Annotated in this window: 11 protein-coding genes; 3 read left to right on the forward strand and 8 right to left on the reverse strand. The window is 73.0% G+C overall.

What is annotated here, in order from left to right:
- Positions 1-8 precede the first annotated feature (8 nt).
- From OG439_RS15070 to OG439_RS15080, 3 genes are all read right to left on the reverse strand, one after another.
- Positions 9-479, reverse strand: coding sequence for a hypothetical protein (locus tag OG439_RS15070; RefSeq protein ID WP_326949980.1), 471 nt, complete (start codon positions 477-479; stop codon positions 9-11).
- Positions 480-499: 20 nt separating this feature from the next.
- Positions 500-1,342, reverse strand: coding sequence for an ESX secretion-associated protein EspG (locus tag OG439_RS15075; RefSeq protein WP_326949981.1), 843 nt, complete (start codon positions 1,340-1,342; stop codon positions 500-502).
- A gap of 182 nt (positions 1,343-1,524) precedes the next feature.
- Positions 1,525-2,448: a ketopantoate reductase family protein gene (locus tag OG439_RS15080; RefSeq protein WP_326949982.1), complete on the reverse strand. Its 924-nt coding sequence runs from the start codon at positions 2,446-2,448 to the stop codon at positions 1,525-1,527.
- Between the two features lie 353 nt (positions 2,449-2,801).
- On the opposite strand from OG439_RS15080, the gene OG439_RS15085 reads away from it, so the two are divergent.
- A complete protein-coding gene (locus OG439_RS15085) occupies positions 2,802-3,713 on the forward strand; it encodes a hypothetical protein (RefSeq protein WP_326949983.1) in 912 nt (303 codons plus the stop codon).
- Here OG439_RS15085 and OG439_RS15090 read toward each other — a convergent pair.
- The 5 genes from OG439_RS15090 to OG439_RS15110 all read right to left on the reverse strand — a co-directional run bounded on the left by OG439_RS15090 (position 3,670) and on the right by OG439_RS15110 (position 8,901).
- Entirely contained in the window at positions 3,670-4,392 is a 723-nt protein-coding gene (locus tag OG439_RS15090) for a flavin reductase family protein (RefSeq protein WP_326949984.1), read from the reverse strand. The two genes, OG439_RS15085 and OG439_RS15090, sit on opposite strands and share 44 nt — an antisense overlap.
- A gap of 134 nt (positions 4,393-4,526) precedes the next feature.
- On the reverse strand, positions 4,527-5,345 hold the full coding sequence (locus OG439_RS15095) for an FAD binding domain-containing protein (RefSeq protein ID WP_326949985.1): 819 nt from the start codon (positions 5,343-5,345) through the stop codon (positions 4,527-4,529).
- Positions 5,342-5,812, reverse strand: a complete 471-nt coding sequence (locus OG439_RS15100) for a (2Fe-2S)-binding protein (protein ID WP_326949986.1) — start codon at positions 5,810-5,812, stop codon at positions 5,342-5,344. The genes OG439_RS15095 and OG439_RS15100 overlap by 4 nt, the downstream gene beginning before the upstream one ends.
- Positions 5,809-8,073: a xanthine dehydrogenase family protein molybdopterin-binding subunit gene (locus OG439_RS15105; RefSeq protein ID WP_326949987.1), complete on the reverse strand. Its 2,265-nt coding sequence runs from the start codon at positions 8,071-8,073 to the stop codon at positions 5,809-5,811. Before OG439_RS15105 ends, OG439_RS15100 begins: the two co-directional genes overlap by 4 nt.
- A 66-nt stretch (positions 8,074-8,139) precedes the next feature.
- On the reverse strand, positions 8,140-8,901 hold the full coding sequence (locus OG439_RS15110; protein WP_326949988.1) for a sulfite exporter TauE/SafE family protein: 762 nt from the start codon (positions 8,899-8,901) through the stop codon (positions 8,140-8,142).
- A gap of 245 nt (positions 8,902-9,146) precedes the next feature.
- Here OG439_RS15110 and OG439_RS15115 point away from each other — a divergent pair, with 245 nt between their 5' ends.
- Both OG439_RS15115 and OG439_RS15120 read left to right on the forward strand, forming a co-directional pair.
- Entirely contained in the window at positions 9,147-12,299 is a 3,153-nt protein-coding gene (locus OG439_RS15115; RefSeq protein ID WP_326949989.1) for a discoidin domain-containing protein, read from the forward strand.
- Positions 12,300-12,363: 64 nt separating this feature from the next.
- Positions 12,364-13,380: a LacI family DNA-binding transcriptional regulator gene (locus OG439_RS15120; RefSeq protein WP_326949990.1), complete on the forward strand. Its 1,017-nt coding sequence runs from the start codon at positions 12,364-12,366 to the stop codon at positions 13,378-13,380.
- Positions 13,381-13,489: the final 109 nt, after the last annotated feature.

The following is a 13,489-nucleotide window of genomic DNA, read 5'->3' on the forward strand; positions in this document are numbered from 1 at the left end:
GGTCTCCCTCAGCTCTGGTCGGCGGACGGGAGTGCGACGAGCGTGGCCCGTGTCTCCTCTTCCCGCGTCTTGTAGTTCTGCTTCGCCAGCTTGATCGCTTCGATGTAGGTCGGGAACTCCTGCCGCGCGGCCTGCAGCTGGGTGACCAGGCCGTGGTCGTCGGCCGCGGTGTTCACCATGTGGCCGGAGACCCACAGGCCGACCGCGGTCCGGCTGAGCGCCGGCTTGTCGTGCAGGCGCTGCAGCGCCGACCAGCGCGCTTCCAGCGACTCGAGCACGCCTTCGAGCGACTCGATCAGCCGGTTGCCGGTGGTGTCGTCGACCGCGAAGCTGCCGCTCTCGGCGAGCCGCTTCAGCTGGGCGCCGGCGAGGCCGACGCGGACCGCGGACATCGCCTGCAGCTGCGGGGTCTCCGCGGCCTGGAACTGCTGGGTCGCTTGCAGCGCGTCGGTGGTCGCCGCCGTCACTTCGTCGGTCATCAGGAGGGTTCCTTCCCGGGTCAGTAGACCGCAGCGATCGCGTCGCGGATGGCGCGGGCCAGCTCGGCGCGGCCCGCGGGCACGTACTCGGCCGTCAGCTCACCGGCGTCGCCGCTCTTGGTGCGCACGAGGTAGCGGCCGTCGGCGGTGTCCAGCCAGCTCAGCGGGTCGCCCGCGAGCCGCTCGCCGCGACGGCTCTGCGCGGTGACGGCGATGTGACCGCCGCCGAGGCGCGGTTCGGCGAGCACGCGCTCCAGCACGGCGACGTCGGACGACGGCCGGGCCGGAGGGCGGCGGCCCGGCCGCACCACGGCCTTGACCTCGATCATGCCGAAGGCGTCGGTCTCTTCTTCGTCGAACTCCGCGTCGGCGCGCCGCTTGGCCGTCATCGCCGAGACCTCGCGGCCGGCGGCGCGGTGCACGACGTGCCTGCCGGTCGTCGCGGCGGGCGCCGGGGGCAGCACGCCGGTGACGACCTCGACCAGGTCCTCGTCCGCGAAGAGCGAGAACAGCAGCTCGTCGGTGTCCGGGGCCTGGGTGATGCCGAGCGCCTGCGCGCCGTCGGTGACCACGAGGACGGCGACGTCGGCGCCGAGGCCGTCGATCCCGCTCACCGCGACCGACACGCGCGGGCTGGCCAGCAGCTCGAAAGCCGTGCGCACGCCCGGGTGCAGCTCACCCGACACCGAAAGACGCCGCTCCTCGAGCGCGTCGTAGACCTGCCGGGCGACGTGGACGAACCGCACCGGATCGGCCGGGAGGTACCCGGCCCGCAGTGGGTACCGCCGGACGTCGCCACCGGTCGCCTGCCCGACCACCAGGGCTTCCACGACCTCGAGGACGAACTCGAACCTGTCCGCCATTTCCCCTCGCCTGATTCCACTCAGTCAACCGCAAACGCCGGACATCCAAGACGTCAAACCTTCAAGCAAGTTCCCTTACGAAGAGTAGCAGTGCCGCATGATCGCGGTTCGGCACCGCCACCCGGATGCCCGAAAGACCACGATCCCTGTCCTGGGCGGGCAAGGGGCCCACAGTGGCCGTATCACCCGATGCGGTGGTTGTGCACGCGGAGCTGCAGAGTGATGAGATCCAGCAGGGGCACGGAAACGCCCAGCTCACGGGCACGCGCGGTGAGATCGCCGAAGATCTGGTCTCCCTCGACCGAGTGACCGCCGAGAAGGTCGCGATACAGCGAAGAACCACCCGTTCCGGGGTCGGTCACCGTTCGGCGTGTCGCCGCCAGATCCGCAGCGGGCACGGGATATCCGGCGGCTTCGGCGACGGCCGCGGCCTCCGCCACGACGGCCTCGGCGAACGCCGCGCCACCGGGCACCGCGACGACGTCACCGGTCGTGCCGCGCATCAGGCTGTTCACCCCGCCGATCGACGCGATGAACACCCACTTCGCCCACATGGCCCCGGTGATCGCGTCGTCGCGGGCCGCCGGGAAGCCCGCGCCGGTCAGCGCCGCGTCCACGTCGGACAATCGCGGCGGGACGGGTTCGACGCGCGCGCCGTAGGTCAGGTTCTGCAGCGGCCCGAGCCGCCGGATGTCGCCGTCGTCGTCCACCGTGGTCACGACTTTCGCGACACCGCCCAGAACCGCCGCGTCACCGAAGCGCGCGGCGAGGGCGTCGATGTGCGCCATCCCGTTGAGGAACGGCAGAATCAGCGTTCCCGGGCCGACTGCGGGCGCGAAATCGTCGATGGCGCTCGTCAGCGCGGTGGCCTTCACCGCGAGCAGCACGAGGTCGTAGGTTTCTTCCAGGGCCCCGGTTTCCACCAGCGGCGGGTCGAGCACGGTCTCTTCGCCGAGCCCGACGATCCGCAGCCCGCGCTGCCGCAGCAGCTTCGCCCGCCCGGGCCGGACGAGGAACGTCACGTCCCGGCCCGCCTGCAGCAGCCGGCCGCCGAAGTACCCGCCGGTCGCACCGGCACCCACCACCAGGATCCGCACGTCGTCCACGCCCACGACGCTACGCCGCGCGGGTGCCGGGCCGCCGCCATCCCGACGGGTGGCCGGCGGTGGGACTCGCCACACCGCTCCCCCGCGGCCCGGCCGGTCGGCGCGCCTCGCAGGTGCGGTGATCCGGCCCGCCGCACCATTTCCGGCGGCCGGGCAATTCGCTTCGCCACGCGAACCGCGCCGGACCCCGTAAACCGCAGTCGCGGACCCGGCCGAGCCCGGATTCCGTGACGGTGACCCGCTGTCACCACGCAACCCGCCGGCGCGGCGGCCACAGCGTCCGCACAGCAAGACACAGCGAACGGACAGGTGGAATCCGCTGCCGAACGGGCCCCGCGAGGCGTTGACCAGGCATGGGAAGACCGATCCGGGACCTGGGCCTCGCCGCCGCGCTCGCCGCGACCCTGCTCGTGGCGGCCTGCGGCCAGGTGGTCACGCCCGCCGCGCAGAGCACCACGACGGCCCCGGATCCGCCGCAGGACACCGAGGTCGGGCCACCGGCGCCGAGCACCACCGCGGTCCCCTACCCCGACCTCTCCGGCGTCGCGGGCGGGGTCGCGGACGCCGTGACCGCCGCCTCGCGCGGCACCGATGTCGGGTTCGTCCTCTTCGACCGGGAGTCCGGAAAGGAACTGGCCTCGCTGGACCGTGACACGCCGTACTACACGGCTTCGGTGGTGAAGCTGCTGATCGCCATCGACGAGGTGCGCGGCACCGACGGCGGCTGGGCGCTCCCCGACGCCGGCACGGTCGACGACCTGACCGACATGCTCGCCGGCAGCGACGACGCGATCGCGTCGGAACTCTGGGAACGCAACGGCGGCAACGAGATCGTCACCCGCACCGCGGGCCTGATCGGTCTCACGCACACGACCCCGCCGGCCGACCCGACCCAGTGGGGCATGGCGAAGACGAGCGCCGCCGACGTCGTCGCGACCTACGAGTTCCTCGAGGACACCGTGCCCGACGACGTCGCGCAGCCGCTGCTCACCGCGCTCGGTGACGCCCGCAACCCCGCCGACGACGGCTGGGACCAGTACTTCGGCATCCCCGACGGGCTGCCTGGGACGTCGTGGCAGGTCAAGCAGGGCTGGATGATCCTGCGCGACGCCCTGGTCCTGAACACCACCGGCGTCGTCAACGACCGCTACGTCGTCGTGCTGCTGACCCGGCAGCCGCCGGTCGGCTCGGCGAAGGGCCGCGCCGCCGTGACCGCGGGGATCACGACGCTCGCTCCCCTGCTGAAGCAGCTGAGCGCGACGTGACGTCACGGGCGCGGTCGATGTCGGGGCCGCGGTAGAGCCGTTCCGGGATCCGGGCCAGCGTCGACGGGTGGACCTGCGGGCCGAGGCCGTAGAGCTTCTGGAAGCTCATGATGAGCGGCCGCCAGGCGTCCGGGTCGATGCGGTCGTCGCCGCCGGGCAGGCGGATGTCGTCGTGCACGAACACGCGCTGCACTCGCACCTCGATCGCGACGATCCCGCCGCGCTGCCGCTCGTCGGCGTCCGCGACCGGGTGCACGGCCTCGACGACCGCCTCCATCGCCACCGGGCATTCGGCGACGCGCGGCGGCGCCACGGTCTCCGACGTCACCGGCGTCAGCCCGGCCCGCTCGAACTTCTCCGCGAGGTGGAAGTAGCCGCGCTGCCGCTTCCCGGGCGGCACGGGGTCCGAGCCGGTGGTCATGGCGAGCCGGTCGACGTGCGCCGCGAGCGCGTCGGAGGGCAGGTTGAGCACGCATTCACGGGTGCGCAGCAGGTTGTGGGTGGTGTGCGAGCGCGCGCTGAGCCCGAGCATCGCGCGCCAGCCGAGCCAGAACGCCGACGACATCGGGGCGAGGTTGGCCGAGCCGTCCTCGTTGGAGCTGGAGATCAGCACCACGGGGGTGCCGAAGTAGAGGATTCCGGGCTCGATGGCTGAATGCGCAAGGGTTTCCGTCTTCACGCCGTCCATCGTCCCGCCCGGCCCACTCCCCACGCTGGCGGGAATCGGCCGTCGCGATCACCCACGCCCGAAGTCCGTGAATGCCACATTCACGGACACTGTGTCCCTCGATGTGGCATTCACGGACTTGACCGTCAGGAGCGGGCCGCAGCTTGAGTGAGGGCGCGGCGGGTGAGGACGCGCGCGAGGTGGCGGCGGTACTCCGCCGTCGCGTGCGGCTCGTCCGGCGGGTTCGTGTCCTCCGCCGCCAGGGCCGCCGCGTCCTCGATGGACGCGCCGGACGCCAAGGCCGCTTCGGTCGCCGACGCGCGCAGCGGGACGCCGGCCATGTTGACCAGGCCCACCTTGCCGCCGACCACGGCCACGCCGACCATCGCCCAGTCGAGCGCGCGGCGGGTGAACTTCTCGAAGCCCCAGCCGAGACCCGTCTGACGCGGCAGCCGGATCTCCGTCAGCAGCTCGTCCGGCTCCAGCGGCGTCGTGAACGGGCCGAGGAAGAACTCCGACGCCGGGATCCGGCGCTCGCCCGCCGGGCCGCGCGCGACCAGCACGGCGTCCGACGCCAGGATCGCCGCCGGGAGGTCGGCCGCGGAGTCGGCGTGCACCAGGGAACCGCCGAGGGTGCCGCGGTGGCGGACCTGGCGGTCGCCCACCTCCCCCGACGCGTGCGCCAGCAGCGGCGCGTGCTCCCGCAGCACCGGGTCCTGCTCCAGGTCGCTGTAGCGCGTGAGGGCGCCGATGACGACGTCGCCGCCGTCCAGCCGGACGTAACGCAGCTCGTCGACCGGCCCGATGTCCACCAGGTACTCCGGCGCGGCCAGCCGCAGCTTCATCAGCGGCAGCAGGGAATGCCCGCCGGCCAGGACCTTGGCGTCGTCGCCGTGCTCGGCCAGCCGGGCCAGCGCCTCGTCCACTGTGGACACGCGCTCGTAGCGGAACTCGGCGGGGATCACCGGTCCACCTCCTGACCCGAAGCGTCCATCACGGAGCTGACGATGTTGTGGTAACCCGTGCAGCGGCACAGGTTCCCTTCCAGTCCGACACGCACCTCTTCGCGCGTCGGCTTCGGATTGTCCGCGAGCAGCGACACCGACGCCATGATCATCCCCGGGGTGCAGAACCCGCACTGCAGGCCGTGCTGCTCCCGGAACGCCCGCTGCACCGGGTGCAGCTCGCCGTCCGCGCCGGCCAGTCCTTCGACGGTGGTGACGGCGTGGCCGTCGGCCTGCGCGGCCAGCACCGTGCACGACTTGACCGACTCGCCGTCCAGCAGCACCGTGCAGGCGCCGCACGACGTCGTGTCGCAGCCGATGTTCGTGCCGGTGAACCCGGCCGTGTCGCGCAGGAAGTGCACCAGCAGCGTCCGGTCCGGCACCTCCTCGGCCACCGGCCGTCCGTTGACCTCGATCGAGACCTTCACCGTTCGTTCTCCTTGCGCGCGTCTTCGATAGCGGCCCAGACCCGGATCGGGGTCGTGGGCATGTCCAGGTGCCGGACGCCGCGCGTGGCCAGCGCGTCGACCACGGCGTTGTGCACCGCCGGCGTCGAGCCGATCGTCGCCGCCTCGCCGATCCCCTTGACGCCCAGCAGGTTCCGGTCGGTCGGGGTGGCCATGTCGACGAGCTCGAAGTCCGGCAGCTCGACGGCCGTGATGAACGAGTAGTCCGCCAGCGTCGCGGTGGTCGGGTTGGCGTCCTCGTCGTAGGTGACGACCTCCATGAGCGCCTGCGCGGCGCCCTGGCCGAGCCCGCCGTGGCGCTGGCCGCGGAAGGTCAGCGGGTTGACGATCGGGCCGGCGTCGTCGACGGCGATGATCCGCCGCAGCACGACCTTGCCGGTCTCGGTGTCGACCTCGACGACGGCGAGGTGCGCGCCGAACGGGAACGTCGGCTTGCCGCCGCCGAACCAGACGTCCGCGGTGAGCTTGCCGTCCCCGGCGGTTTCGGCGACCTGCGCCCAGCTGAGCACCGCGCTCGACGGCGCGCCGCGGACCTGCCAGACGCCGCGCTCGACGTCCAGCTCCAGGTCGTCGGCCGACGCTTCCAGCAGGTCGGCCGCCAGTTCGCGGGCCTCGGCGATCACCTCGTCGGCCGCCTGCCGGATGGCCGACCCGCCGAGCTGCAGCGAGCGGGAGCCGAACGTGCCGATCGCCTTGGGCACCTCGTCGGTGTCGCCGTGGCGGACCGTGATCTTCTCCAGCGGCACGCCCAGGCGGTCCGACAGCAGCATCGCCAGCGACGTGCCGAGGCCCTGCCCGTGCGGCGAGCTGCCGGTCCAGGCGACGACCGAGCCGTCCGGGTGGATGTCGACGCGGCCGCTCTCGCCACCCCCGTCACCGCCGGTGATCTCGACGTACGCGGCGATCCCGAGGCCCAGCTCGACCGGGTCGCCGGCGTCCCGCCGTCGCTGCTGCTCGGCGCGGAGCTCGGCGTAGCCGCCCGCTTCGAGCACCTTGTCCAGCGCCGTCGCGTACTCACCCGAGTCGTAGGACGCGCCGGTCGGCGTCTGGTACGGGAACTCTTCGGGCCGGATGAAGTTGACCCGGCGGACCTCCGCCGGGTCCAGCCCGATCTCGGCGGCGAAGACGTCCATCGCCCGTTCGAGCGCGGCCGTCGCCTCCGGGCGGCCGGCGCCGCGGTAGGCGGCGATCGGGGTGGTGTTGGTGACGACGCCGCGGCTGCGCGTCTCGACCGCGGGGAACCGGTAGACGCCGACGGCCATCAGCTCGGTGAGCGTCGGCAGGAACAGCGTCCGCGGGTAGGCGCCGGCGTCCTGGACGACGTCGAGGCGGTACGCGAGCACCGTGCCGTCGCGCTTGCCGCCGATGGTGACGGTGTTCTGCTGGGCGCGCCCGTGGGTCATCGACGTCAGGTTCTCGCTGCGCGTCTCGATCCAGCGCACCGCGCGGCCGATCCGCTTGGCGGCCCAGCCGAGGACGGTCGCCTCGGGGTCCGCGCCGATCTTCGCGCCGAACCCGCCGCCGACGTCCGGGGCGATGACGCGCACCCACTCCTCGCCGACGCCGAGGCTGCCGGCCAGCTGCGACCGGGCGATCTGGGCGTTCTGCGTGGACAGCCACGCGGTGAGCCTGCCGTCCTCGCCCCACACGCACGACGCGCCGCGAACCTCGAGCGGCGCGGGGGCGACGCGCTGGTTGACGATCGTCTGCGTGACGACGGCGTCGCAGCCGTCGAAGAGGGCGTCGTCGAACTCCTCGGCGCCGTGGACCTGCATGACGTTGCTGCCCGTTTCCGGGTACAGCAGCGTTTCCCCGGCCAGCGCGGCGTCGATGGTCGCGACGGCGTCGAGCGGGTCGTAGTCGATGTCGACCAGCTCGGCCGCGTCGGCCAGCTGGTAGCGCTCCTCGGTGAGGACGAGCGCGACGGGTTCGCCGACATAACGGACGATTCCGTCGGCCAGCCACGGTTCCTTCACCGGTCCGGCGTCGTGCGGCGCGAGCCCGAGGTCGGCGGCGGTGAACACGCCGAGCACCCCGGGCGCCGCGAGCGCCTCGCTGACATCGATGCCGCCGATCCGCGCGTGCGCGATGGGACTGCGCACGAACACCGCGTGTGCGGCACCGGAAAGCGCTTCCTCCCGCAGATCGTCGACGTAGGTCCCGCCCGCGGTGATCAAGTTCTGATCTTCTTGGCGGACCACCCTGGTCCCGACAATGCTCATCTGGTCTCCTGCTCGCCGATACCCGCCCGATCATGCCCTCTCCGGCGGTCCGGCGGCAGCATGGATCTAACCGAAGGCCTGCCAGCCGAGGACGACCGCCAGCACGAGCCCGGCGACGCCGATCCCGATCCGCAACGGCGTCGCGGGCAGGTGCCGCACGATCGTCGCGCCGAGCCACGCCCCGCCGAGGGAGCCGAGGCAGACGGCGAGCGCGGCCGTCCAGTCGACCTTGCCGGTCACCGCGAACACGAGCGCGGCGAGCAGGTTCGCCGACCCGGTGACCAGGTTCTTCGCCGCGTTGGTCCGGGCCAGCGGCTGGCTCCACACCGACACCAGCAGCGCCAGCATGAGCACGCCCGCGGCGGCGCCGAAGTAGCCGCCGTAGATGCCGATGACGAAGGCGAACGCGCCGGTCACCGGCCTGAGGCCGTGGTGCTCGGCGCCTTCGGCCAGCCGGCGCAGCCGCGGGCCCACCATGAGCACCACCGACGCCCCGCCGATCAGCCACGGCACGATCACGGTGAAGGCGTCGGCCGGCGTCACCAGCAGCACGACGCCGCCGACCGCGCCGCCGATCGTGGTGATGACGCAGAGCGGGAGGATCCGCTCGCGCTGCCCGGCGAGCTCGGGCCGCGCCCCGGCGGCCCCGCCCGCGGTGGTGCCGAGCATGGCGACGGTGTTGGTCACGTTCGCGACGACGGGCGGCAGCCCGGCGGCGAGCAGCGCGGGGTAGGACACGAGCGACGCGAGCCCGGCGGTGGCCCCGGTCAGCCCGGCACCGACCCCGGCGAGCACGAGCAGGAGCAGCACGCCGGGGTCCGTGATCACGTTGTCATCTCAACACGCCCCGGCCCGCACCCGGCGGTGAGCTTGCTCCCACCGTTCACGTCCGTGAATGCCCCATCCACGGACACTTGGTCCCTCGATGGGGCATTCACGGACTTCCCAGGTCACCCGCGACCGAGCGGCGCGAGTATAGGGCGTTATACGAATTACCTAGGCCTTGTCCGAAACCGGACGAGATCGGCCGCCGGGGTTGCCCTCGGCGGCCGGGCCGTCCCAGAATCGCCGCGATGACAAGGTTGTCAGAGAGCGGAGGCCGGACCATGGGCGAGCTGAACCGGCGACGGGCCCTCGGCCTGCTGGGTGCGGGCAGTGCGGCGGCGGTGCTGGCCTCCGGGCTGCTGCCGGGTGTCGCCGAGGCGGGCCCGGCGGGCGGGGCACCGAAGAGCGGCCCGCCGGACGCCGTCGCGGCGACCTACCTGCGGGTCCTGCTCCGGCACACGCGCTGGGCCGAGGCCCAGTTCGACAAGACGGCCGGGATCTACCCGGCCACGGACTTCACCTTCGCTGTCGTCCTCGGCAACGCCCTGCTGCTGACCCGCGACGGCTACGACGCCGCCGTCGCCGGGGTCGACCAGGCCACCCTGAAGACGCACACCCTCGACACGATCAAGCACTTCGCCGCGTCGAACCTGCTCACCGGCGGGACCGAGTGGGGCCGGCGGCTGTTCTTCGACACCACCTTCCAGTCGTACTTCCTGCTCGCCTCGCGTCTGCTGTGGACGGACCTGGACGCGGCCACGCGGGCGAACGTCGAGCGCATCACCACCGAACAGGCCGCCTACACCACCGCGCTGGGCACCAAGGACGACCCGACGTCCGGCGGCTGGACGCCCAACGGCCTGCTCGGCGGGCACGTCGGCGACACCAAGCTCGAGGAGATGGGCGTCTACGCCCAGTCCCTCGCCCCCGCCCTCGCCTGGGCCCCCGGTGACGCCCGCGCCGCCGCCTGGCGGGACGCCTTCGGGTCGTGGAGCCGCAACGAAGGCGGGCTGCCGGCCGCCGACCTGGCCAACCCGCGGCTCGTCGACGGTCACCCGATCAACGCGAACACCGCGACCAACCTCTACGACACGTTCCTCGTCGAGAACCACGGCTCCTTCGGCCCGCACTACCAAGAGGAGCTGTGGCGCACGTCCGGCCGCAACTCGATGCACTTCCTGCTCGCCGGGAAGCCGCTGCCCGAGGTGCTCACCGCGCAGCCGAACGGCGAACTGCTCTGGCGCACCATGCTGCTGATGACCAGCGACGCCGGCGAGCCGCTGATGCCGATGGTCGCCGACCGCGAGCACCTCTACGGCCGCGACGTCATCCCGCTGGCCTTCCGCGCGCAGGTGCTCGGCGACCGGTACGCCGCCCGCGCCGAGACCGACCTGGCCGCGCGGCTCGAGCCGTACCAGGCCTACGCGCCCGCCGACCGGATCACGAAGTTCTCCGGCGAACCGAAGTACGAGCCGGAGGCGCGGGCCGAGGTCGCCATCAGCTACCTGCTGCACGAGTGGCGCGCCGCGCACGGCGGCCCGGTCGTCCCGGTGAGCGGGACGGAGTTCGACGCGCACGCCGCCGGCGTCGCCGACTTCGGCGCCGGGCCCGGGCTGCTCGCCCACCGCTCCCCCGCCGCCTGGGCCGCGACGGTGAGCAAGGCGGGCTTCGTCAAGTTCGCCTGGCAGCCCCACCACGACGACTGGCTGTTCGCGCTCGGCGGTGCGACGCCGATGCTGCTGCCCGCGTCGAACCTGGCCGTCCGCGAGCGTCACGCCACGACGTGGACGCGGGTCCGGGACGGCTTCGACGGCACCTTCGGCGTGCTGCGCTTCGACACCGGCTACGCCGCGTTCGCCACCCTGCCGACCGGTGCCGCGGTGTACGCGAGCACCGGCATCGGCGGCGGCGAAGGCGCGTTCACCGTCTACAACCTGGCCATGCCCGGCGTTCCCGGACTGGACGGCGACCGCACCTACACCGCGGCCGAGGGCAAGGTGACGGTGTCCGCGCAGGACGCGCCGGCCGGCGGCCCCCGGACCGACGACCTGAGCTTCGCGCCCGTCACCGCCCGGTTCGTCCGGATGCTCGGCGTCCGCCCGGATCCGGCGTACGGCTATTCGCTGTACGCCTTCGAGGTCCACGACGGCACCGGCCCGGACCTCGCGCTCGCCGGCACCGCGTCGGCGTCTTCGGCCACCGCGGGCAAAGAGGCGAAATACGCCATCGACGCCAATGCGACCACCCGCTGGGCGGTGTCCACATCGGACCGGCCGCGCGCGGACAGCTGGCTCGCGGTCGACCTCGGCGCGGCGAAGGCGTTCGACCGCGTCGTCCTGAGCTGGGAAGCGGCCGCCGGACGCGGCTACCGCGTCGAGACGTCCGCCGACGGTTCGGTCTGGACGCCGGTGGCGAGCTACCCGAAGCCCGCGCTGAGCAGCACCCGCGGCTGGCTCGACGTCGACGGCCGGGCCGGGCTGGTCGTGTCCGGGCCGAACCCGCTCACCGTCGTCGGCACCAGCGTCACGCTCTCGGACGGCCCCGCCGCGCCGCTGCTGGCCGAGCTGTACCCCGGCACCGCGGGCCTGGCGAAGCTCGCCGGCCGCGCTCGCGCGAGCACCACCGCGGCCGCCGTCCGCGCCAGCGTCACCGACGGATTCCTCGTGCTGGCCAACCTTTCCGCCGCCGCGACGACCGGAACGGCGAACCTCCCGCAGGACCGTTCGGCGCTCCGGCTGTACCGCGGCGAGCAGGTCGTCACCGCGGCGGGCACCGCGTTCACCTTCACGCTCGCGGCCGCCGAAGGCCGGATCGAACCGCCGCGGTTCACCCTGCGCGGCACGTTCGGCCGCGCGATCCCGACCGGGCTCAAGGCGGTCGTGCGCGACGCCGGCCGGGTCGACCTCACCGCCGCGCCCGGGCTCCCGGTCCTGATCACGGTGGAACCCGACGGCGGCCTCCCGCGGCCGGTCCTGCTGATCCCGGGCCGGACCGTGCCCGTCCTCGTCCCGGAGGTCCGGCCGTACCCGCTGGCCGACCTCGCGCTCGGCGCCGTCACGTTCCCGGCGGAGCCGCTGCCGGCCGGGATGTCCAGTCCGTCCGCGGCGGTCGACGACGACCCGGCGACGGCGTGGCGGCCGGGCCCGGACGGCCGGCTGGTCGTGGATCTCGGTGCGGTACGGCCGGTTTCCACGGCCGAGCTCGCCTGGACGTCCGGTCGCGTCCCGGCCTGCGCCGTCGAAACCAGCACCGACGGCGTCACCTACACGACCGCCGCGAAGCCGGCCCGGAACCGCACGACGACCGTCGCCGTCACCGGTCAGGTGCGCTACCTCGCGGTACGCACGCTCGACTGGCGAAGCAGCGACGCGAGCCTCACGCGGCTGTCCGTCCGGACCTGATCGATTTCCTACGGTGGCCGGGGCGAGTACCTTGGCACCACACAAGGCACCGCCGGGAGGTCGCATGCGCGTCACGATCGCCGAGGTCGCCCGCCGCGCGCGGGTGAGCAAGACGACCGTGTCGAGGGTGCTCAACAACAAGGCCGACGTCGACGCCGCGACCGCGATCCGGGTGCGCGAGGTGATCGCCGCGACCGGCTACATCCCCAGTGCCGGCGCGGTCGGGCTGGCGCGCGGGGTGACCCGCACGGTCGGGATGCTGGTGCCCGGGCTGACCTGGCCGTGGATGGGCGAGGTGCTCCAAGGCGTCGCCGACGTCGTGGAGTCGAAGGGCTATGGCCTCCTGCTGTCGACCGCGAACCGCGGCGCGGACTCCCTGGAGGAGTTCTCGCGGCAGGTGTCGGCGAAGGCGTTCGACGGGCTGCTCCTGGTCGAACCGCCGGACGCGGTGCGGCACCTGCGGGTGCTGCGCGACTCCGGGCTGCCGGTCGTGGTGATCGACGACCGCGGCCGGCGGCCCGCGTTCCCGTCGGTGGGCACGAGCAACCGCCAGGGCGGCGTCGACGCGGCCAAGCACTTGCTCGAAACCGGCCGCACCCGGCTCGCCACCGTGACCGGGCCCCGCGACTTCGGCTGCACGAGCGACCGGCTCAACGGCTTCCGCGACGCCATCCTCGAAGCCGGCCGGAACCTCGACCCGCGGCTGATCATCGAGGGCGACTTCACCAGTGAAAGCGGGGAAGCCGCGATCCTGCAGCTGCTGGAGAGCGGCCCGGAGTTCGACGCGGTCTTCGCGCACAACGACCTCACGGCGGCCGGCGTGCTGAGCGGGCTGCGGAAGGCCGGGCGCGCGGTGCCGGCGGACGTCGCCGTGATCGGCTTCGACGACATCCCCCTCGCGGCGCACACCCAGCCCCCGCTGACGACGGTCCGCCAGCCCCTCCGCGCGATGGGCGAGACGGCAGCCCGGCAGCTGATCGCCCAGCTGGCCGGAGCGCCGTCACCGAGCGCACCCCTGGTGGTGCCGACAACCCTGGTGATCCGCGAGTCTACGGCCGTCGTGAGTGGTAATGAGGGTTAGAACCCTCATTACCACTCACGACAACTGGCACCGAGCGCTCAGGTGACGTACTGGCCCGCGTTGGTCGTCCAGGAGCCCGTCCGGTGGGCGAGGTCCCGCGGGGTGAGCG

It is taken from the genome of Amycolatopsis sp. NBC_01307, assembly GCF_035975215.1.
Lineage (GTDB): Bacteria > Actinomycetota > Actinomycetes > Mycobacteriales > Pseudonocardiaceae > Amycolatopsis.